Origin of the sequence: Stenotrophomonas maltophilia group sp. Smal12 (assembly GCF_037079935.1) — a bacterium.
In the GTDB taxonomy this organism is placed as follows: Bacteria; Pseudomonadota; Gammaproteobacteria; order Xanthomonadales; family Xanthomonadaceae; genus Stenotrophomonas; species Stenotrophomonas sepilia.
On record NZ_JBAWUK010000048.1, the window covers coordinates 14,597 to 35,696 of the forward strand.

General features: G+C 67.2%; 22 protein-coding genes. 15 read left to right on the forward strand and 7 right to left on the reverse strand.

From position 1 onward, the window contains the following. Nucleotides 1-2 precede the first annotated feature (2 nt). Genes coxB through WDC87_RS17660 form a run of 5 tightly spaced genes read left to right on the forward strand, consistent with a single transcriptional unit; the run spans nt 3 to nt 4,380 of the window. Nucleotides 3-956: a cytochrome c oxidase subunit II gene (coxB, locus tag WDC87_RS17640; protein ID WP_053505026.1), complete on the forward strand. Its 954-nt coding sequence runs from the start codon at nt 3-5 to the stop codon at nt 954-956. Between the two features lie 59 nt (nt 957-1,015). Then, a complete protein-coding gene (ctaD, locus tag WDC87_RS17645) occupies nt 1,016-2,623 on the forward strand; it encodes a cytochrome c oxidase subunit I (protein WP_049465376.1) in 1,608 nt (535 codons plus the stop codon). An 8-nt stretch (nt 2,624-2,631) separates the two neighbouring features. Beyond that, entirely contained in the window at nt 2,632-2,904 is a 273-nt protein-coding gene (locus WDC87_RS17650) for a hypothetical protein (RefSeq protein ID WP_053505027.1), read from the forward strand. Beyond that, complete coding sequence (locus WDC87_RS17655) at nt 2,901-3,491, forward strand: cytochrome c oxidase assembly protein (protein WP_053505028.1); 591 nt, start codon at nt 2,901-2,903, stop codon at nt 3,489-3,491. The genes WDC87_RS17650 and WDC87_RS17655 overlap by 4 nt, the downstream gene beginning before the upstream one ends. A gap of 13 nt (nt 3,492-3,504) precedes the next feature. Then, the gene (locus WDC87_RS17660; protein ID WP_252745050.1) at nt 3,505-4,380 is read left to right on the forward strand and encodes a cytochrome c oxidase subunit 3; all 876 of its coding nucleotides are present in this window, start codon (nt 3,505-3,507) and stop codon (nt 4,378-4,380) included. A 17-nt stretch (nt 4,381-4,397) separates the two neighbouring features. Here the strand turns inward: WDC87_RS17660 and WDC87_RS17665 are convergent, their stop codons facing one another. Beyond that, nucleotides 4,398-4,616: a twin transmembrane helix small protein gene (locus WDC87_RS17665; RefSeq protein WP_005412025.1), complete on the reverse strand. Its 219-nt coding sequence runs from the start codon at nt 4,614-4,616 to the stop codon at nt 4,398-4,400. A 57-nt stretch (nt 4,617-4,673) separates the two neighbouring features. Between WDC87_RS17665 and WDC87_RS17670 the strand changes: the two genes are divergently transcribed. The 5 genes from WDC87_RS17670 to WDC87_RS17690 all read left to right on the forward strand — a co-directional run bounded on the left by WDC87_RS17670 (nt 4,674) and on the right by WDC87_RS17690 (nt 9,051). Then, a complete protein-coding gene (locus WDC87_RS17670; protein ID WP_252745051.1) occupies nt 4,674-5,390 on the forward strand; it encodes an SURF1 family protein in 717 nt (238 codons plus the stop codon). A gap of 72 nt (nt 5,391-5,462) precedes the next feature. Beyond that, nucleotides 5,463-6,032 (forward strand): hypothetical protein, encoded by a 570-nt coding sequence (locus WDC87_RS17675; RefSeq protein ID WP_252745052.1) that lies wholly within the window; start codon nt 5,463-5,465, stop codon nt 6,030-6,032. 10 nt (nt 6,033-6,042) lie between these two features. Then, complete coding sequence (locus WDC87_RS17680; protein WP_252745053.1) at nt 6,043-7,206, forward strand: COX15/CtaA family protein; 1,164 nt, start codon at nt 6,043-6,045, stop codon at nt 7,204-7,206. A gap of 4 nt (nt 7,207-7,210) precedes the next feature. Continuing rightward, nucleotides 7,211-8,104 (forward strand): heme o synthase, encoded by an 894-nt coding sequence (gene cyoE / locus WDC87_RS17685; RefSeq protein ID WP_049465359.1) that lies wholly within the window; start codon nt 7,211-7,213, stop codon nt 8,102-8,104. 137 nt (nt 8,105-8,241) lie between these two features. After that, entirely contained in the window at nt 8,242-9,051 is an 810-nt protein-coding gene (locus WDC87_RS17690) for a calcium-binding protein (RefSeq protein ID WP_301655142.1), read from the forward strand. A 58-nt stretch (nt 9,052-9,109) separates the two neighbouring features. On the opposite strand, the gene WDC87_RS17695 is transcribed toward WDC87_RS17690, so the two are convergent. The 6 genes from WDC87_RS17695 to rpsU form a co-directional block, all read right to left on the reverse strand. Continuing rightward, nucleotides 9,110-10,081: a bile acid:sodium symporter family protein gene (locus WDC87_RS17695; RefSeq protein ID WP_053461980.1), complete on the reverse strand. Its 972-nt coding sequence runs from the start codon at nt 10,079-10,081 to the stop codon at nt 9,110-9,112. A gap of 28 nt (nt 10,082-10,109) precedes the next feature. Further along, entirely contained in the window at nt 10,110-10,610 is a 501-nt protein-coding gene (locus tag WDC87_RS17700) for a protein tyrosine phosphatase family protein (protein WP_252745055.1), read from the reverse strand. A gap of 27 nt (nt 10,611-10,637) precedes the next feature. Continuing rightward, a complete protein-coding gene (dnaG, locus tag WDC87_RS17705; protein ID WP_252745056.1) occupies nt 10,638-12,377 on the reverse strand; it encodes a DNA primase in 1,740 nt (579 codons plus the stop codon). Nucleotides 12,378-12,438: 61 nt separating this feature from the next. Then, complete coding sequence (locus WDC87_RS17710) at nt 12,439-13,359, reverse strand: YihY/virulence factor BrkB family protein (protein ID WP_049465353.1); 921 nt, start codon at nt 13,357-13,359, stop codon at nt 12,439-12,441. A gap of 105 nt (nt 13,360-13,464) precedes the next feature. Further along, the gene (locus WDC87_RS17715) at nt 13,465-13,908 is read right to left on the reverse strand and encodes a GatB/YqeY domain-containing protein (protein WP_005415013.1); all 444 of its coding nucleotides are present in this window, start codon (nt 13,906-13,908) and stop codon (nt 13,465-13,467) included. A gap of 133 nt (nt 13,909-14,041) precedes the next feature. Beyond that, the gene (gene rpsU, locus WDC87_RS17720) at nt 14,042-14,257 is read right to left on the reverse strand and encodes a 30S ribosomal protein S21 (RefSeq protein ID WP_002808376.1); all 216 of its coding nucleotides are present in this window, start codon (nt 14,255-14,257) and stop codon (nt 14,042-14,044) included. Nucleotides 14,258-14,423: 166 nt separating this feature from the next. On the opposite strand from rpsU, the gene tsaD reads away from it, so the two are divergent. From tsaD to WDC87_RS17745, 5 genes are all read left to right on the forward strand, one after another. Beyond that, nucleotides 14,424-15,449 carry a tRNA (adenosine(37)-N6)-threonylcarbamoyltransferase complex transferase subunit TsaD gene (gene tsaD, locus WDC87_RS17725; protein ID WP_049465351.1) on the forward strand — a complete coding sequence of 342 codons (1,026 nt, stop codon included), beginning with the start codon at nt 14,424-14,426 and terminating at the stop codon, nt 15,447-15,449. A gap of 416 nt (nt 15,450-15,865) precedes the next feature. After that, nucleotides 15,866-16,219 (forward strand): dihydroneopterin aldolase, encoded by a 354-nt coding sequence (folB, locus tag WDC87_RS17730; protein WP_049465349.1) that lies wholly within the window; start codon nt 15,866-15,868, stop codon nt 16,217-16,219. A gap of 91 nt (nt 16,220-16,310) precedes the next feature. After that, nucleotides 16,311-17,582 carry a mechanosensitive ion channel domain-containing protein gene (locus tag WDC87_RS17735; protein ID WP_053461985.1) on the forward strand — a complete coding sequence of 424 codons (1,272 nt, stop codon included), beginning with the start codon at nt 16,311-16,313 and terminating at the stop codon, nt 17,580-17,582. A gap of 128 nt (nt 17,583-17,710) precedes the next feature. Further along, a complete protein-coding gene (locus tag WDC87_RS17740; RefSeq protein ID WP_252745057.1) occupies nt 17,711-19,885 on the forward strand; it encodes a glycoside hydrolase family 3 N-terminal domain-containing protein in 2,175 nt (724 codons plus the stop codon). Nucleotides 19,886-20,014: 129 nt separating this feature from the next. Continuing rightward, nucleotides 20,015-20,566, forward strand: a complete 552-nt coding sequence (locus tag WDC87_RS17745) for a hypothetical protein (RefSeq protein ID WP_053461987.1) — start codon at nt 20,015-20,017, stop codon at nt 20,564-20,566. Nucleotides 20,567-21,100: the final 534 nt, after the last annotated feature.

The window sequence follows — 21,100 nt, forward strand, 5'->3', positions numbered from 1 at the left end:
CAATGAAGCAAAGCAGCAGGTGGGGCACGAAGTGCGTTGCAGCGGTCGCCGCCATGGTGGCCGGGGGATGGGTTCCGGCGTTGACCTGGGCCCAGGCGGCCGATCCCAAGCCGTGGCAGCTGAACATGGGCAAGGGGGTGACCCAGACCTCGCGCCTGGCCTGGGAATCGAACAACCTCTCGTTGATCATCTGCACGGTGATCGGCGTCATCGTGTTCGGGGCGATGGCCTACGCCATCTTCAAGTTCCGCAAATCCAAGGGCGCGGTCGCCGCCACCTTCAGCCACAACACCAAGGCCGAAGTGATCTGGACGGTGATCCCGGTGATCATCCTGATCGTGATGGCGTGGCCGGCCACGGCCAACCTGATCAAGATGTACGACACCCGCGATGCCGAGATGACGGTGAAGGTCACCGGCTACCAGTGGATGTGGAAGTACGAATACCTCGGCGAGAACGTCACCTTCACCAGCCGCCTGGACCGCGAGTCCGACCGCGTACGGCAGAGCGGTATCGTGCCGACCCGCGAAAGCCATCCGCATTACCTGCTGGATGTGGACAACCGGCTGGTGTTGCCGGTCGATACCAAGGTCCGCTTCGTCATCACTTCCGACGACGTGATCCACGCCTGGTGGGTGCCGGCGCTGGGCTGGAAGCAGGACGCCATCCCCGGCTTCATCAACGAAGCCTGGACCCGCATCGAGCAGCCCGGCGTCTACCGCGGCCAGTGCGCCGAGCTGTGTGGCAAGGACCACGGCTTCATGCCGATCGTGGTCGAGGCGGTGTCCAAGGAGGACTTCAAGCAGTGGCTGGCGCAGCGCAAGCCGGCGCCGGCTGCCGTGCCAGCCACGCCTGCGGCACCTGTCGAACCGGCTGCACCGGCGGGCGAGGCACCGGCTGCGCCTGCTGCTGCAGAAGCGGGCAGCGCACCTGCCACCGCAGCCAGCGGCGCGTGATGTAAAGCCCGCGGCCGCCCGCGGCCGTGGTGACAACCGATTCTGAGAGGTGTTTTGCAATGGCGCACTCGGCAGTTGGGCACGACGATCACCATCACCAGCAGAGTTTCTTCGAGCGTTGGTTCTTCTCGACCAACCACAAGGACATCGGCACGCTGTACCTGGGTTTCAGCTTCATCATGTTCATCATCGGCGCGGCGATGAGCGTGGTGATCCGCGCCGAGCTGGCACAGCCGGGCCTGCAGTTCGTCAAGCCCGAGTTCTTCAACCAGATGACCACCGTGCATGCACTGGTGATGATCTTCGGCGGCGTGATGCCGGCTTTCGTCGGCCTCGCCAACTGGATGATCCCGCTGCAGATCGGCGCGCCGGACATGGCGCTGCCGCGCATGAACAACTGGTCGTTCTGGTTGCTGCCGGTGGCCTTCAGCCTGCTGTTGCTGACCCTGTTCCTGCCCGGTGGCGCGCCGGCCGGTGGCTGGACGCTGTATCCGCCCCTGTCGCTGCAGGGTGGCTACAACGTTGCCTTCAGTGTGTTCGCCATCCACGTGGCCGGCATCAGTTCGATCATGGGCGCGATCAACATCATCGCCACCGTGCTCAACATGCGTGCGCCGGGCATCGACCTGCTGAAGATGCCGATCTTCTGCTGGGCCTGGCTGATCACCGCCTTCCTGCTGATCGCGGTGATGCCGGTGCTGGCCGGTGCGGTCACCATGCTGCTGACCGACAAGTTCTTCGGCACCAGCTTCTTCAACGCCGCCGGTGGCGGTGACCCGGTGATGTACCAGCACATCTTCTGGTTCTTCGGGCATCCCGAGGTCTACATCATGATCCTGCCCGCCTTCGGCGTGGTCAGCGAGATCATCCCGACCTTCAGCCGCAAGCCGCTGTTCGGCTACCAGGCGATGGTATACGCCACCGCCGCGATCGCGTTCCTGTCGTTCATCGTCTGGGCCCACCACATGTTCACCGTGGGCATGCCACTGGGCGGCGAGATCTATTTCATGTTCGCCACCATGCTGATCTCGATCCCGACCGGGGTGAAGGTGTTCAACTGGGTCAGCACGATGTGGCGCGGCTCGCTGACGTTCGAGGCGCCGATGCTGTGGTCGGTGGCCTTCGTCATCCTGTTCACCATTGGTGGCTTCTCCGGCCTGATGCTGGCGATCGTCGCCGCCGACTTCCAGTACCACGACACCTACTTCGTGGTCGCCCACTTCCACTACGTGCTGGTGACCGGCGCGGTGTTCGCGCTGATCGCCGCGGTGTACTACTGGTGGCCGAAGTGGACCGGGCGCATGTACAGCGAGAAGTGGGCCAAGGTGCACTTCTGGTGGTCGATCGTGTTCGTCAACCTGCTGTTCTTCCCGCAGCATTTCCTCGGCCTGGCCGGCATGCCGCGCCGCATTCCCGATTACAGCGTGGCCTTTGCCGACTGGAACCTGATCAGTTCGATCGGCGCGTTCGGCATGTTCGTCACCCCGTTCATGATGGCCGCGATCCTGCTGTCCTCGCTGCGCAACGGCGAGAAGGCCGAGGCCCGTTCCTGGGAAGGCGCGCGCGGGCTGGAGTGGACGCTGCCGTCGCCGGCACCGGCGCACACCTTCACCACGCCGCCGACCCTCCGCCCGGGGGACCTGGCACATGACGACATCACGCATTGAGGTGGGGCATGCATAACGAGAGCCCGCTCCCGATCGGTAGCGTCGAGCCATACTCGGCGGATGAGAAGCAGCCGACCAGCGGTCGGCTCTACAACAACGAAAAGCAGCCGACCAGCGGTCGGCTCTACAACAATGAAGAGCAGCCGACCGGCGGTCGGCTCTACCAGGGCGGAAGCATCGAGCAGCAGCGCCAGCGTGCGAAGCGCACGGCGATGTGGGTCGGCGCCATCGCCGTACTGGTCTATGTCGGCTTCATCCTGAGCGGGGTGATCGGGCGATGAGCGAGTCGCCGGCCAGCACGCCCTCACCCAGTGCCGGGCTGCCGCGCCTGATCGGCGTGGCGGTGGCGGTGTTCCTGCTGACGTTCTCGCTGGTGCCGCTGTACCGCATTGCCTGTGAAAAGGTGTTCGGCGTGCGCCTGGAGCGCGGTCCCGGAGGGGAAGCCAGTGCAGGCGCGGCGGCGGGCAAGCGCACCGTGCGCGTGGAGTTCGACGGCGGCGTCAATTCGCGCCTGCCGTGGTCGTTCCATCCCGAGCAGCTGACCATGGACGTGGTGCCCGGCGAACTCAACGAGGCGCTGTACTTCGCCCGCAACGACAGCGCGCAGGCCGTGGTCGGCAGCGCCGTGCCATCGGTGGCGCCTGCGCGTGCCTCGGGCTTCTTCAGCAAGACCGAATGTTTCTGTTTCACCGCGCAGACGCTGCAGGCTGGCGAGAAGCGCGACATGCCGGTGCGTTTCATCGTCGATCCGGACCTGCCGCCGGAGATCAAGACGATCACCTTGTCCTACACCTTCTACCGCAACGACGCGTTGTCCGATCGGCTGGCCCCGGCCGCCACCTCGGACGGCGCGCACGCCGCACCCTGACCCGGATACCGACATGGCCCAGACACCGACCGACGCCAACGTGTACTTCGTCCCGGCCCAGAGCAAATGGCCTTTCGTGGGGTCCATCGCGATGATGGTGACCATGGTGGGCGTGGCCAGCTGGCTCAACGATGCCGGCTGGGGGCGCTGGACGTTCTACGTCGGCATCGCGATGCTGGTGCTGACTCTGTTCTGGTGGTTCAGCGACGTGGTGCGCGAGTCACAGGCGGGCAGCTACAACCACCAGGTCGATGGTTCGTTCCGGATGGGGGTGATCTGGTTCATCTTCTCCGAAGTGATGTTCTTCGGTGCCTTCTTCGGCGCGCTGTTCTACACCCGCAACCTGGGCCTGTCGTGGCTCAGTGGCGAAGGCCGCGGGGTGATGACCAACGAGCTGCTCTGGCAGGGTTATTCCGCCGGATGGCCGACCAATGGCCCGGCGGCGATCGGTGGTGCGTTCCAGACCATCCCGGCCTGGGGGCTGCCGCTGATCAACACGCTGATCCTGCTGACCTCCGGCGTGACCCTGACCATCGCCCATCACGCACTGAAGGCCGGCAACCGCCGCCAGCTGCTGGTCTGGCTGGGCCTGACCGTGGTGCTCGGCCTGGGCTTCCTGACCCTGCAGGCAGAGGAGTACCTCCACGCCTACAAGGAACTGAACCTGACGCTCGGCTCGGGCATCTACGGTTCGACGTTCTTCATGCTGACCGGCTTCCACGGCGCGCACGTGCTGCTGGGCACGATCATGCTGGTGGTGATGTGGCTGCGTTCGGCCAAGGGGCACTTCACCCGCGACAACCATTTCGGTTTCGAAGCCGCCGCGTGGTACTGGCACTTCGTCGACGTGGTGTGGCTGATGCTGTTCCTGTTCGTCTACGTGCTTTGATCCCGGCGGCTGCGGCGTCAGCCGCCGATGCCGTGCGGTTTGATCCAGCCCATGTAGATGCTCACGATCACCAGCAGGATCAACGCGACCGACACCGCGATGCGACGTGTCAGCGCGTTGACCGTGCGCTTGGTCTGGCCGCGGTCGACCAGCAGGTAATACAGGCCGGCGCCCAGATTCCAGACGATGACGATCAGAAACGCGATTACCAGCAGGGTCTTCAGCGAATCACTCATGCGCGGCTCGAGGGCAGGGTGGATGTGCCTATCTGACCGCGTTTGCGCGGACTTGTCATGATGCGCCAGCACACGCGCGTGTTCGGATGGTTGCTGGCCGTGCTGGCGATGGCCGGATTCACCGCATTGGGGCTGTGGCAGCTGCAGCGCATGCATGCCAAACAGGCGCTGCTGGATGCGCAGGGGCCAGCGGTGGCTCAGGCGCTGTCGCTGGCCCAGGCGCTGGCCGCACCGGGCGCGTTGCATGGCGTGGCCGACCATGGCCGCTTCCTGCCCGGCGTGGTGCTGCTGGACAACCAGACCCGGCACGGCCGCGCCGGGGTAAAGATCTACCGCCCGTTCCGCAGTGACGAAGGTCGCGTGCTGCTGGTCGACCTCGGCTGGCGCGCGCTGCCGCCGGACCGCACGCTGCCGGAGGTGCCGTCGCCGCCTTCGCCGGTGGCCGTGCGCGGGCTGTTGGCGCCGCCGCCGTCGGCCGGGCTGGCGCTGGGGCCGGCGTTCTCTGCCACCGGTGAGGCCGGGCGCTGGCTGGCCAGCCGGTTGCCGGCGGAGGGCCTGGCGGCGGCGCTGGGCCTGCCGGCCTTGCCCGAGCGCGTGCTGCGCCTGGATCCGGCGCTGCCCTTCGGCGACGAACGCGACCTGGACCTGCTGCCCAACACGCTGCCGCCGCAGCGCCACCTGGGTTACGCCGTGCAGTGGTTCGGCCTGGCGCTGACCGTGCTGGTGGTGGCGCTGGTGCTGGAGTGGCGCAGGCGACGTGCCGTGGCCCGGTAGTGCCGGCCAGCGGCCGGCGCTACCGGGGTACCGCACCCGCATCCCTTGCTCAACCATGAGAAAATGCCCCGCATGAACACTGCTACGTCCCCGCAGGCGCGCGGTTCCGGCCGCCGGACCCTGGTGCTGCTGTTTGCCGTGTTCTTCGGGGCGATGGCACTGGCGGCGGTGCTGCGCTTCTCCGGCTGGCAGCCGACCGGGCACCGCAACGCCGGCCAGCTGCTGCAGCCGCCGGTGGACCTGCGCCAGCAGGCACCGACCCTCGCCAATGGCGAGCCGTACCCGTGGAACCCCGAAGCCCGTACCTGGCGCCTGCTGGTGGCCCCGCCCGGTGCCTGCGACGCGCAGTGCGTCACTTTGTCGCAGGGACTGGGCAAGGTGTGGCAGCTGTTCGGCCATAACGCCGATAATGTCGAGATCCTGTGGCTGGGAACGCCACCGGCGTCGATCGCCTCGCTGCCCGCGCTGCGGCCGCTGGCTCCGTCGCCAGCCCTGCGCGCGGCGCTGCCCGGCGTCGATGATCCGGCTGGACTGCCGGTCTACGTGATCGATCCGAACGGCTTCGTGATCATGCGCCATGCCCCCGGCACCGACCTGGCTGGCCTGCGCAAGGACATGGCCACGTTGCTGAAACTGAAGTGAGTCCCGTTTGATGAGCCTTTCCGTGCGTCCGGCGCTGCATCGCAATTTCCACCGCCTGGCGTGGTTCGCCATGATCATGACGGCGAGCACGATCATGTTCGGCGCCTTCGTGCGCCTGTCCGATGCCGGCCTGAGCTGCCCGGACTGGCCGACCTGTTACGGGCAGGCCACCTGGCCGCAGCACGTGGAAGAGACCATCGGCCACCCGGCGGCGGAGATCCGCCCGCTGGAGACCCACAAGGCCTGGCGAGAACAGGTGCATCGCTTCCTGGCCGGCGCGCTGGGCATCGAGATCCTGACCCTGGCCCTGCTGGCTACGCGCAAGCGCCGCTTTGGAACCATGGCGGTGGTGACCGCCTGCGTGCTGGTGGCCGCCGGCATCCCGCTGTACATGATGGGCTGGCATGGAACGGCCAGCGCGCTGGCCCTGATCGGCGAGGCGATCCTGCTGATCGCCGCGCTGCGCTGGAGCAACATCGACCTGGCGCGCGCCGCACTGCTGACCCTGGCGGTGGTGATCTTCCAGGCCCTGCTTGGCATGTGGACGGTGACCCTGCTGCTCAAGCCGATCGTGGTGATGGGCCATCTGCTGGGCGGCATGCTGATGTTCGCGCTGCTGGCCTGGATGGCGTGGCGTGCCACGCACATGCCGATCACCCTGGCCGAGGCGCCGAAGCTGAAGTGGCTGCTGCGCATCGGCCTGGCCGTGCTGGTCACCCAGATCGCCCTGGGCGGCTGGGTCAGCGCCAACTACGCGGCGCTGGCCTGCGGCGGTGGCAGCGCCTCGCTGGACAACTTCCCACGCTGCGCCAACCAGTGGTGGCCGCAGCACAACTTCGTCGAAGGCTTCACGCTGTGGCGTGGCATCGGCGTGGATTACGAAGGCGGCGTGCTCGATGGCGCCTCGCGTATCGCCATCCAGATGGCCCATCGCCTGTTCGCCGTGGTGGTGGCCGTCTACCTGCTGTGGCTGGGCGTGCGCCTGTTCCGTTTGCCGAGCATGCGTGGCTGGGCCAGTGCGCTGATCGCGCTGCTGGTGCTGCAGGTCACGCTCGGCATCCTCAATGTGAAGCTGGCACTGCCGCTGGAAGTGGCCGTGGCCCATAACGGCGTGGCCGTTGCCCTGTTGTTCGTGCTGGTCAGCCTGCTGGCCCGCCTGCGTGCCCCGGACTGATTCCATGTTTTCCAATTACCGCCAGTACTGGGACCTGACCAAGCCCAAGGTCGTCGCCCTGATCGTGTTCACCGCGCTGGTCGGCATGGTCCTGGCCATTCCGGGCGTGCCCAGCTGGGAGCAGGTGCGCGCCGGCCTGCTCGGCTTCCTCGGCATCTGGCTGGCGGCCTCGGCCGCGGCCGCGATCAACCAGCTGCTGGACGCGCACATCGATGCGCAGATGGCGCGCACCTCGTGGCGGCCGCTGGTGGTGGGCAAGGTCAAGCCATGGCAGGTGCTGGTGTTCGCCGGCGTGCTCATCGTGCTGTCGATGACCCTCCTGGTGCTGTGGGTCAACCTGATCACCGCGGTGCTGACCTTCGCCTCGCTGATCGGCTACGCGGTGATCTACACCGTGTACCTCAAGCGTGCGACGTCGCAGAACATCGTCATCGGCGGCCTGGCCGGGGCGATGCCGCCGATGCTGGGCTGGGCCGCGGTGACCGGCATGCAGGGCTCGTCGGACTGGGCGTACTCGTCGCTGCTGGTGCTGATCATCTTCATCTGGACGCCGCCGCACTTCTGGGCGCTGGCGATCTTCCGCCGCGAGGATTACGCCAAGGCCGAGATCCCGATGCTGCCGGTGACCCATGGCGTGGTGCACACCCGCAGGCAGATCATGGTGTATTCGGTGGTGCTGGCGCTGGTCTGCCTGCTGCCGTACCTGGTGGGCATGAGCGGTGCGTTCTACCTGGGCGGCGCGATCGTGCTCAATGCCGTGTTCCTCTGGTACGCCTGGCGCATGCTGGACCCGCCGGACGAGCTGTTCTCGATGAAGATGTTCTATTACTCCATCGTCTACCTGATGGCGCTGTTCGCCTTCCTGCTGGTGGACCACTGGATCCTGCCCTGGCTGTGACCTCGGGGTCGGATCCCCGAAGGGGCTCTGACCCCACCTGTTCGCGCGGACATCCACGCATGGCGTGGATCACCTTGAACCGCCGTCTCGGCGTCGCCATTGCTGTTCCTGACCCCCAGGGAAAGGAAGCAGCAGGGATGCATTCGTTCTTCCGTTGGACCACCGCGCTGATGCTGGCGCTGGGCATGGCCGTGACCGCGCATGCCGACGACACTACCGCGCAGATCCGCCAATACGCCGCTGGCCATCGCATGCTGGTGCTGGGCGAATTCCACGGCACACGGGAGACGCCACTGCTGGTGCGGCAGCTGGTGGACGACTACAGCCGCAATGGCGCGCCGGTCCTGCTGGCGCTGGAACTGCCACGTGCCGAGAATCCTGTGCTGCGCGACTATCTGGAATCCGATGGCGGGGCCGCGGCGCGCCAGCACCTGCACGGCCGCGCGTTCTGGACCGTGCGCGACGACCAGCACGATGGTCGCCGCAGCCGCGACATGCTGGCGATGATCGAAGGCCTGCGCGCGCTGAAGGCGCAGGGCCGCGCGATCGAGGTGGTTGGCTACGACGTCAATCACAGTGACGGCGGCAGCCAGGCCCGCGATGACCGCATGGCCGCCGAACTACGGCGCCTGTACCAGCGCCTGCCCGATGGCGCACGGATGGTTGTGCTGACCGGCAATGTCCACGCCATGCTGCAGCGCCCCGCCGATGCTCCGCGGGAAATGCAGATCCAGCCGATGGCATCGGTACTGCGCGACCTGGATATCTACAGCGTGCGGCTGGAAGCGTTGCGCGGCCACTTCTGGGGATGCATGGACCGCTGCAAGGCGCTGGCGCTGCTCGAACGGCCCGCGCGTGCGCCGGAGGTCAACACCCACGCCGGCCGCGAGTACGACCTGTGGGTGTGGATGCCGCAGCTGAGCGTGGGCACGCTGGTGGAGCCGTGAATCCACGCATGGCGTGGATCTGCTGTAGATCCACGCCACGCGTGGATGGATCTCCGGGTCAGGGCTTGCGCCGCGCATACCGCTGCGCGATCACACCGCAGACGATCAGCTGGATCTGGTGGTAGATCATCACCGGCAGCACGATGGCGCCCAGGCTGCCGCCGGCGAACAGGACCTTGGCAATCGGCACGCCGGTGGCCAGGCTCTTCTTCGAGCCGCAGAACACGATGGCGATCTCGTCCTCGCGGTTGAAACGCAGGCGGCGGGCGATGAAGGTGATCAGCGGCATGGCGATGCCGAGCAGCACGGCGGCGACCACCGCCACCGCCAGCAGCGACAGCAGCGGCGTCTTGCTCCACAGGCCTTCGGTGACGGCTTCGCCGAACGCCGAGTACACCACCAGCAGGATGGTGGCCTGGTCGGTGTAGCGCAGCAGCGCGCGCTGCTTTTCCACCCAGCCGGCGATCCACGGCCGCAGCAGGTGGCCCGCCACGAACGGCACCAGCAGCTGCAGCATGATGCCGCCGATCGCATGCAGCGGGTCATGCACGCCGCCGGAAGTACCGGCCAGCGCGGTCAGCAGCAGCGGGGTCAGGAACACGCCGAGGATGCTCGACAGCGAAGCGCTGCACACCGCCGCTGGCACGTTGCCGCGCGCCATCGAGGTGAACGCGATGGACGACTGCACGGTGGAGGGCAGGGTGCACAGGAACAGCACGCCCAGGTACAGCTCCGGGGTCAGCAACCAGCCTGACAGCGGCTTGAACATCAGCCCCAGCAGCGGGAACAGGAGGAAGGTGCAGGCCAGGATGGTCAGGTGCAGCCGCCAGTGCAGCATGCCGCCGATGATCGACTCGCGCGGCAGACGCGCGCCGTGCAGGAAAAACAGCGCGGCGATGGCGACGGTGGTGACATCGTCGAGCACGATGGCGGCGGCGCCCTTCATCGGCAGCAGCGAGGCCAGGCCGACGGTGCACAGCAGGGCGAGGGTGAAATTGTCCGGTCGCAGGCGCGACCACCAGCGGGTCATGGTGGGCAGTGTCCTTGGTGCGGAGGGTTCAGGGCGAAGTGACCGGCGTGGCCAGGCGCTGGCGGGTGGCGGTTTCCAGCGACTTCAGGCCGGCGCGCTGGCCAAGCTGCAGGGCCTGTTCGGGGCTGGCGTGTTCGTAGCGTGCGTTGACCAGGCCGAGCACGGCGCCAGCACGGTTGCCGGACGCGCAGTGCAGCAGCACCGGCCCCTGGCTCTGCTGCAGGGCCTGGTGCACGGCGCGCACGTTGGCGGCATCGAGCCCGTCGGCGCCGGCCACCGGGATGCGCACATAACGCAGGCCGAGTGATTCGGCGGCACGGGTTTCGTCGAAACCGCGATCCTCGCCAGGCTGGCGCAGGTCGATCACGGTGCGCACCCCCTGCGCGGCCAGGGCCCGCAGCTGTGCAGCGCTGGGCTGGCCGCCGGCATACAGGCCAGGCCGGATCTCGTTGAGGGATGCCTCTTCGGCCAGGGCCGCCAGTGGCAGGCAGAGCGACAACAACAGCAGGCAGGTCAGGCGCAGCAGCATGGTCTTCTCCGTGAGAACGGTCTGCCGCTACAGGCGCAGTCCGGCACGCGCCTTCAGCAGCTCGCGCAGTTCGTACTTGTCAGTATCGTCCAGGCCCTGCTGGCGCTGCTTTGCCAACAACTCCTCCAGACGTTGCACCAGCAGCTGTTTCTCCAGCTGTGCCACTGCGTCGTGCAGTTCCTGGGTCCAGCTGGCCTCGGTGCCGGGCAGCGTCTGTGCCGCCAGCGTATGCAGCGAAGCCTGTTCCTCACGCCCGTCGAAGTGTTCCAGCAGGGCGCCGGTGCTGATGTCCGGGCGCTGTTCGACCAGCCCCAGCAGCTCCAGCAGCAGCTCCACGCCCGGCAGGCGCAGGCCCTGGAAGTGATGCTGGCCACCCAGGGTCAGCGCCAGCGACGGTTGCTGCAGCAGCACGGCGATCGCGCCGCGCACCAGGCTGCGCTTGGCCACCGGCTGGATCGTCCGCTGTGGCTGGCGTTGCGGCATCGGCGCGCGCACAGACTGCGCGTTGCCGCCGAGCCCGGTCAGCTGCGCCAGCTGCTGCTTCATCAGGTCGCCGAAGGCACCATCGGGAATCTGTGCCAGCATCGGCTTTGCCCGCTCGGCCAGGCGCGCCTTGCCATCGAGCGTGCCCAGATTGATCTCGCGGGTGAGCTCGTCGAAGAAGAACTGCGACAGCGGTGTGGCCTGCTTCAGGCGTTCGTTGAAGGCCTCGGCGCCTTCCTTGCGCACGATGGTGTCCGGGTCCTCGCCATCGGGCAGGAACAGGAAGAAGGCCTGGCGGCCGTCCTTCATGCGCGGCAGCACCGACTCCAGCGCCTTCCAGCCGGCGCGGCGGCCGGCGGCGTCGCCGTCGAAGCAGAAAAACACGTCCGGCGCGTTGCGGAACAGCAGCTCGGCATGGTCCGGCGTGGTGGCAGTACCCAGCGTGGCCACCGCCTGGGTGACGCCGAACTGGAACAGCGAGACCACGTCCATGTAGCCCTCGACCACGATCAGCCGCTCGATCTTCTGGTTGGCCTGGCGCACCTGCCACAGGCCGTACAGCTCCCGGCCCTTGTGGAACAGCGCGGTCTCGGGCGAGTTGAGGTACTTGGGGCCGTCGTCCTTCTCGAACACGCGGCCGCCGAAGGCGATCACCCGGCCGCGACGATCGAAGATCGGGAACATCACCCGGTCGCGGAACTTGTCGTAGACATGGCCGCGATCATTCTTGGAGAACAGGCCGGCACGGTCGAGCAGCTTCATGCGCCGCTCGTCCTTGCCCAGCGCATCGCGCAGGCCGCTGTACCCGTCCGGGGCGTAGCCGATCTGGAAGCGCGCGCGGTTCTCTTCGTCCACGCCACGCCCATCGAGGTAACTGCGTGCCTTGTCGCTGCTTTCCAGGTTCTTCTGGAAGAACCGGGCGGCGGCATCCAGTGCCGAATACAGCTCGCGGCTGTCGTCCTGCTGCTGGGGGCTGCGCGGGTTCTCGTTGCGCGGCACCTCCATGCCGGCACGCTTGGCCAGCTCATCCACCGCATCGAGGAACTCGAGGCGGTCGTAGTTCATCAGGAAGCTGATCGCGGTGCCGTGCGCGCCGCAGCCGAAGCAGTGATAGAACTGCTTGGTGGGCGAGACCGTGAACGAGGCCGAGCGCTCGTCATGGAACGGGCAGCGCGCGGCGTATTCCTTGCCCTGGCGCTTCAACGGCACGCGGCTGCCCACCACCTCGACGATGTCGGTGCGGGCCAGCAGGTCGTCGATGAAAGCGTCGGGGATACGGGCCATGGGCAACAGGGCAGGGCGCGGTGCAGGACCACGCGACGGAACCGGGGGCGGTCGCCCTAGTTTACCCCCTGTCGGGCACCTGGCTGGCGGTTGCCGGATCAATGCCGGCTGCGGCCAGGTGGTGGCGCGCGCGCAGGCGCTCGTCGATCACCGCCGTCATCAGGGCGCCCACGAAGAACACGACGGTGGCGTAGTAGATCCAGACCAGCGAGATCACCAGCGCACCCATCGAGCCGTAGGCGCTGCCCGGTGCCACGGTGGCGATGTAGACGCCGATGCCGTAGCGGCCCAGTGCGAACAACGCCGAGGTGATGGCACCGCCGATGAAGGCCTGGCGCCACGCCACGCGACGGTCGGGCAGGTAGTGGTACATGAAGGCGAACCCCACCGCGTACAGCAGCAGGCTGGTGGCGTAGCCCAGCGCCGGCAGGATCGAAGGCAGCTGTGCGAAGGCCACCTGCAGCACCGTGGTGGCAGTCATCGACAGGATCAGCAGGAAGCCCAGGGCCAGCACCACGCCGAACGAGAACACGCGCTTGCGCAGCCAGGCCTTGATGCCCTCCAGGCGCTCGCCACTGGTGCGGAAGATCAGGTTGAGCGCGTTCTGCAGCTGCGCGAACACGGCCGTGGCGCCCACGAACAGCAGCAGCGTGCTCCACAGGCCCGCCAACGAGCCGACGTCCGGTTGGTTGTCGGCATTCTTCAGGACGGTTTCGGCCACGGTCGCGGCACTGCTGCCGGCCACCGAGCTGATCTGCTCGATCAGCGCCTGCTGTGCCGGCGGGTACAGCGAGGCGGTCAGCCACAGCAGCAGCACCAGCAGCGGTGCCATCGACAGCAGGGCGTAGAACGAGACGGAGGCTGCCTGGGTCAGCACGTCGACGTCGATGAAGCGCTTGGCCACCGCCATCGGAAAGCTGTCCTGCAGGCGCTTGAGGTACTTGTGCAGGGACACGGGAACGTTGGGCTCGGGTTCAACCATGTGTGCGGTTGTAGCAGGCGACCGACGAAGGTGCGGTGAAGCGGGTGCATCAATGGGGTCAGAGCCCTTCCGCGCTGCGGAAGGGATCCGACCCCGCGTGCCGGGTTACGCCAGCTGCTGCTTGACCAGCTTGGACACCAGGCCCATGTCGGCCTGGCCGGCGAGCTTGGGCTTCAGGGCGCCCATCAGCTTGCCCATATCGGCCGGGCCGGACGCACCGGTCTCGGCGATGGCGGCCTGGATGGCGGCCACGATCTCGGCCTCGCCCATCTTGGCCGGGAGGTAGGCTTCGATGACCACGATCTCGGCGCGCTCGATCTCGGCGAGGTCTTCGCGGTTGGCGGCTTCGTACTGGCTGACCGAGTCCTTGCGCTGCTTGACCATCTTGTCGAGCACGGCGATCACGGCGGTGTCGTCCAGCTCGATGCGCTCGTCGACTTCGCGCTGCTTGATGGCAGCGTTGATCAGGCGGATCACGCCCAGCTTGTGCTTCTCGCCCGCCTTCATGGCGGCCTTCATGTCTTCGGTGAGCTGCTGCTTCATGCTCATGAGGAACCTCGTGGTGGTAGGTGGGGCGGGGCGGCTGCCCGAACCCGGAAACGCAAAAAGCCGGCGACGCTCGCGCGTGCCGGCTTCGGCTCCATCGCGACAGGCAGGCCCGCCGCAATGAAGATGCGTCCGATCAGTACAGGCGCTGACGCTTGGTGACGTCGCGCGACGAGCGGCGCAGCTGACGCTTCACAGCAGCGGCGGCCTTGCGCTTGCGCTCCTGGGTCGGCTTTTCGTAGAACTCGCGCTTGCGGGTTTCGGCCAGCACACCGGCCTTTTCGCAAGTGCGCTTGAAGCGGCGAAGAGCAAACTCGAAGGGCTCGTTCTCGCGGACTTTGACGCTGGGCATGGAATCTCCGGGACACAGTAGAACCGGGTCACGCCCGGCGAGCCGCACATTATAGCGGCGAATAGACAAACTGCAAGCGGCCAACCCTGAATACGGGCCGGAGGTTCGAAAGCAGTGAGATCTGCACGTCCCCCGAGGGGGCGGCAGGGGCGTCATAATAGCAGGCATGCGAGTCCTTGGCATCGAATCTTCCTGTGATGAGACCGGCGTGGCGGTGTATGACACCGATCTGTCCGGCAGCGCGGCCCTGCGCGCCCACGCGGTCTACAGCCAGATCGCCCTGCACGCCGAATATGGGGGTGTGGTGCCTGAGCTGGCCAGCCGCGACCACGTCCGCAAACTGCTGCCGCTGGTGCGCCAGACCCTGGCCGACGCCGGCCTCGGCGTGGGCGATATCGATGGCGTGGCCTACACGGCCGGTCCCGGCCTGGTCGGCGCGCTGCTGGTCGGCGCGGGCGTGGCCCGCTCGCTGGCCTGGGCGCTGGAGGTGCCGGCAGTGGGCGTACACCATATGGAAGGCCACCTGCTGGCGCCGCTGATGGAAGACGACCCGCCGGAAGCGCCTTTCGTGGCCCTGCTGGTGTCCGGTGGCCATACCCAGCTGGTGGCGGTGGACGCCATCGGCCAGTACCGGCTGCTGGGCGAGACCCTGGACGATGCGGCCGGCGAGGCCTTCGACAAGACCGCCAAGCTGATGGGCCTGCCGTACCCGGGCGGCCCGCAGCTGGCCAGGCTGGCCGAGCAGGGCACGCCGGGCGCGTACCGCTTCGCGCGGCCGATGACCGACCGCCCGGGGCTGGATTTCAGCTTCTCCGGCCTGAAGACCCAGGTCCTGATGGCCTGGCGCGACAGTGACCAGAGCGAGCAGACCCGCGCCGACATCGCCCGCGGCTTTGAAGACGCCGTGGTCGAGACCCTGTCGATCAAGTGCGAGCGCGCGCTGGAAGCGGCTGGAACCAATGTGATCGTGGTGGCCGGCGGCGTCGGCGCGAACAAACGCCTGCGTGCGCGCCTGCAGCAGATGGCCGAGCGCCTCGGCGGCCGTGCCTGCTTCCCGCGGCCTGCGCTGTGCACCGACAACGGCGCGATGATCGCCTTCGCCGGTGCGCTGCGGCTGCAGGCCGGCCAGCACAGCCCGCCGAAGGTGGACGTGACCCCGCGCTGGGACATGGCGACGCTGCCGGCGGTATGAGCCGGTCGCGCCGGGACTCGCCCGGCGGACGCATTACGGACGCCCTGCCAACGGCGATGCCGCCAACACCGTCGTCGCCCGCTCATGGCGCTGCAGCCAGCCCAGGGTGTGCGGGCAGCGGGCGTGGATCAGCTGCGGTAACGCAATCTTCAAGCCCCGCGTCCAGATGGCTCGCTCGAAGCGCCGGGTGAAAAGCTGCGGGCAACGCCGCCGCGTCAGGCAGCCACGATCTGCATCGTGTGCTCCGGGACTCGTGGCTGGATTCCAGCTCCCGCCGGGGACGTTGAGAGGTACCAAAGGGCCCCGCCAGCAGGGCCCTTTGTCATTTCCGGGCCGGCCCACGCCCACCGCCCGTTCCGGGCAGGCTCACCGCTGTGCCGTTACCATGGCCGCCTGTATTCGTGCCGGTACGCGCAATGGACAAGGTTTTCATCGAAGGGCTGACGATCGACGCCCTGATCGGGATCTACGATTGGGAACGACGGATCCGCCAGGACCTGGTGTTCGACCTGGAAATGGGCTTCGACAACCGACGCCCCGCGGCCACCGATGACATCGCCCACACCCTGAACTACAAGGCAGTGAGCAAGCGCCTGGAACAGTTCGTGCGCGAGTCGGAATTCGGCCTGGTCGAAACCCTGGCCGAGCGCTGCGCGCAGATCGTGCTGGACGAGTTCGAGGTGAAGTGGCTGCGCCTGAAGCTGAGCAAGCCCGGTGCGGTGCGCGGTGCGCGCGCGGTGGGCGTGATCATCGAGCGCACGCGCGACTGACCCGGTAAACCCGGCCGCCGGCCGGAAACCCCGGTAGTGCCGGCCGCTGGCCGGCAATCTTGGTAACAACGAAACAGACAGGAGACAACCGATGGTGGACGCGGTGGTGGCGGTACAGTGGCTGGAACGGCTGCAGAACACACTGGAACCCTATCCTGGCGCCTACCTGGCGTTGATGATCTCGGCCCTGCTGGTCGCTGCGGGCCTGGCCAACTGGGTGACCAAGCGCATCCTGTTGCGTGGCCTGCGGCGCCTGCTCAGCCGCCTTCCCGGCGCCGATACCGGCCGCGGCAGCCACCTGATGCGGGTGATCTCGCGGCTGTCGAACGTGGTCCCCAGCCAGGTGATCGCCTCGGGTATCCGCATCGTGCCGGACCTGCCGCCGGGGCTGGTCAGCTTCATCATCGGCGCCTGCCAGGCGTGGGCGATCCTGACCGTGGTGCTGGCCCTCTCGCATGCGCTGGATGCGGCCAATGATCTCTACGAGCGCCGCCCCGAGGCACGCAACAAGCCGATCAAGGGGTACCTGCAGGTCGCCAAGATCGTCATCTTCGTGATCGCGGGCCTGTCGATCGTCGCGACCCTGGCGGGGGTCGATCTGCGCTACCTGGTCACCGGCCTGGGCGCGGCCACGGCGGTGCTGATGCTGATCTTCCAGGACACCATCCTGTCGCTGGTGGCCAGCGTGCAGATCAGTGGCGATGGCCGCGTGCGCATCGGCGACTGGATCGAGATGCCCAGCCAGAATGCCGACGGTGACGTCATCGACATCGCGCTGCACACCGTCACCGTGCAGAACTTCGACAAGACCATCACCACCATCCCGACCAAGAAGCTGGTGACCGAGTCGTTCAAGAACTGGCGCGGCATGCAGGAGGCCGGCGGGCGCCGGATCAAGCGCGCGCTGTACCTGGACCAGCACAGCGTCGGCTTCCTGGACGAGGGTGACCTGGCCTTCCTCGGCGAGTTCGCGCTGCTGCGCGACTACCTGCGCGAGAAAGCGCAGGAGCTGGGGCAATGGAACGGACGCCTGCGCGAGCAGGGCGTGGCCGAGGTCAACAGCCGCCGGGTGACCAACCTGGGTACCTTCCGCGCGTATGTGGAGCGCTACCTGCGCAGCCATCCGGGCATCCATACCGACATGACCCTGCTGGTGCGGCAGCTGCAGCCGACCACCGAGGGCCTGCCGCTGGAGCTGTACTGCTTCACCCGCAGCACCGCCTGGGGCGAGTACGAGGCCGTGCAGTCGGACATCTTCGACCACCTGCTGGCGATCCTGCCGGCCTTCGGGCTGCGGGTGTTCCAGGCGTCCAGCGACGCCATGTTGATGGCCGGGCAGCGCCAGCTGGCCGGGTCGGAGTAAGCTGCGGTGCCCCTGGCGGGCGCCTGCGGGTCCCGCCGGGGGAGGAAGCTGAATGACGAAACCTCTCGCAAAATCGCCCGGGATCGCTAGAATGCCGGGCTTGTAAACGTTTTCATCAAGGACTGCCGGTGGCCTCCGATCGCATCGAATCCCTCATTGCCCAGATGACCGTCGAGGAAAAGGTCGGCCAGCTGGGTGTCTTCGCGGACATGGTCCGCCCGTTCGCCCCGGACGTGAACCCGGAAGCCAACGTGCGCAATGCCGACCAGGTGCTGCAGCAGGTGCGCGAGGGCAAGGTCGGCTCGCTGTTCAATGGTGTGGGCGCCGAACTGGGCCGCCGCATCCAGCAGGTCGCGACCGAAGAGAGCCGCCTGGGCATCCCGGTGATCCTCGCCGCCGACGTGATCCACGGCATGCGTACCGTGTTCCCGATTCCGCTGGGCGAGGCCGCCAGCTTCGAGCCGGACCTGGCCGAGCGCACCGCGCGCGCCACTGCGATCGAAGCCACCGCTGCCGGCCTGCACTGGACCTATGCGCCGGCCGTGGACATCGCCCGCGACCAGCGCTGGGGCCGTGGCGCCGAAGGTGCCGGCGAGGACGTGGTGCTGGGCTGTGCGTTCGCCGCCGCCCGCGTGCGTGGCTTCCAGGGCAGCGACCTGCGTGCGGCCGATTCGCTGCTGGCCACGCCGAAGCACTTCGCCGCCTATGGCGCGGTGATGGCCGGCATGGAGTACAACATGGTGGACATCTCGCCGCAGACCCTGCGCGATGTGCACCTGCCGCCGTTCAAGGCCGCCTTCGAGGCCGGCGCGATCACCGTGATGTCCTCGTTCAACGACATCAACGGCGTGCCGGCCAGTGCCAATGCCGAGCTGCTGACCGACATCCTGCGCGGCGAATGGAAGTTCCCGGGCGTGGTGATCTCCGACTATACCGCCGACATGGAACTGGTCGCGCACGGCTATGCCGCCGATGACCGCGATGCCACGGCCAAGGCGTTCACCGCCGGCCTGGACCTGAGCATGCAGAGTGGCTTCTACGCCGAGCACCTGCCCGGCCTGGTCGAGAGCGGCGAGGTGCCGATGGCGGTGCTGGATGAGGGCGTGCGCCGCATCCTGTGGCTGAAGGAGACCATCGGCCTGTTCGACGACCCGTACCGGTCGCTGGACCCGGCGCGTGAAGCGGATACCTCGTACCTTGCCGCGCATGATGCACTGTCGCGCGATGCGGCGCGGCGTTCGATCGTGCTGCTGAACAACCGTGACAACGTGCTGCCGCTGCAGAAGACCGGGCAGAAGATCGCGCTGATCGGCCCGTTCGTGCAGGACCGCGAGAACATCGAAGGCTGCTGGACGCTGTTCGGCGACAAGCAGCGTTACGTGGACCTGGAAACCGGCGTGCGTGCCGCCATCGGCGACGAAGCGCTGCTGGAAATCGTGCCGGGTTGCGAACTGGAAGCCGCGATTCCCGGCGGCACAGAAGCCGCTGTGGCTGCCGCACTGCGCGCCGACGTGGTGGTGCTGGCGCTGGGTGAACCGCAGCGCTACAGCGGTGAAGCGCAGTCGCGCGTGGAAATCACCCTGCCGCCGGCACAGCAGGCGCTGGCCGAGGCCGTGGCGATGACCGGCAAGCCGCTGGTAGTGCTGCTGCGCAATGGCCGCGCGCTGGCATTGCAGGGCGCGGTGCGCAATGCGCAGGCCGTGGCGGTGACCTGGTACCTGGGCACGCAGACCGGCCATGCCGTGGCCGATGTGCTGTTCGGCGACTACAGCCCGTCCGGCCGCCTGCCGGTCAGTTTCCCGCAGGTGTCCGGCCAGCAGCCGTACTTCTACAACCACCCGCGCACCGGCCGCCCGGAACTGCCGACCATGTCGGAGTTCAAGGCCCGCTGGCGCGAGATTCCCAACGAACCGCTGTACCCGTTCGGCCATGGCATCGGCTACACCACCTTCGCCTACGGCGTGCCGCAGCTGAGCACGGCACAGCTCGGCTGGGACGACACCCTGACCATCACCACCGTGCTGACCAACACCGGCCGCGTGGCGGGCGAGGAAGTGGTGCAGCTGTACATCCACGATCGCGTGGCCAGCCGCGTGCGTCCGGTGCGTGAACTGAAGGACTTCCGCAAGGTGGCGCTGCAGCCGGGCGAGTCGACCGAAGTGGTGTTCGCTTTGACCCGCGAGCAGCTGGCGTTCACCGGCCTCGATGGCGTGCTGCGTGCCGAGCCGGGCCAGTTCGACCTGTGGGTCTGTGCCTCGTCGGCCGCTGGCGAAGCGGTGCAGTTCGAACTGCTGAAGGCCTGATCAAGAAAAAGGGGACGGAGGGGATTAAGTCGTTTGTGCCACTAACGACTTAATCCCCTCCGTCCCCTTTTTGTTGTCCTCACTGTGGCGGCGCTACCATCGGACTTCCTGTTTTGATGGAGTGCGCGCATGCGCCGGATGGCCTACCTGATTCCCGTCCTGCTGCTGGCGGCCTGTTCGCAGCCTGAGCCGCCGGCGCAGCCTGCGGTGGATGCGCCGCCGCCGATGGAAGCGAACGCGGCAGCGACGCCTGCCGCTGGACCGGCGGCGCCGGCTGCCGAACCCGCTGCTGCACCTGCTGCACCGGCAGCCGAGGCGCCCGCCGAGGATGCGCGTGCGCGCATCGAGTCGTTGCTTGGCGATGCCGCGCAGTTCGAGAAGGTCTTCAATGCGTTCAAGGCCGCCGTGGTGGGTGGAGATCGCGCCGCGGTGGTCGAGGAAGTGCGATTCCCCTTGAACATCAGCGGCGGAAAGAAGATCTCCGGCCCCGGAGAGTTCCAGCGCAACTACGAGAAGATCATCACGCCGGAGGTGGTCAAGGCGGTGTCCGAGCAGGACTTCGGCAAGGTGTTCGTCAACCAGCAGGGCGTGATGATCGGCAGCGGCCAGGTGTGGTTGAGTGGCCAGTGCCTGGACCAGGCCTGCACGAAGACCGAGGTGAAGGTCATCACCATCCAGTGACTGCAGACGGCCCCGCGTGCGGGGCCGTCTGGCAAGGGTAGTGCCGGCCGCTGGCCGGCAACTGCGGGATGCCGGAAGGATCCAGGGTGCCGGCCAGCGCACCGTCGGGTGCGCTCGCCGATCACGAAGACCGAAGTGAAGGTCCCCCGCGTGCGAGGCCGTCTGGCAAGGGTAGTGGGGGGGGGGGGGCGGGGCCCCCCCGCGTTTGGGGGGGCGCCCCGGCGCCACTCACTTCCGATTAACGGCTCGGGGGGGCGCCCCCCGGTTGGGGGCGCCCCCATAATACTGCTGGTGTGGGGGGGGGGCCGTCCACACGGAGGCGCTGGCCAGCGTCAAGCCGCTGGCCACGTTTACCTAGCTTTACAAATTCACGACGGATGGTGCCCACCTGATGCCGAAACAAGAACCCCATGTTCCTTAAAACAAGTAGCCGGAGATTGCAAAACTTCTACATCTTTACTTGACCTACTCCAAAACCTTATACTTAAATACTCCCTGAATGATTTATTAAAGGTTGCCGAAAACCAAACGCAG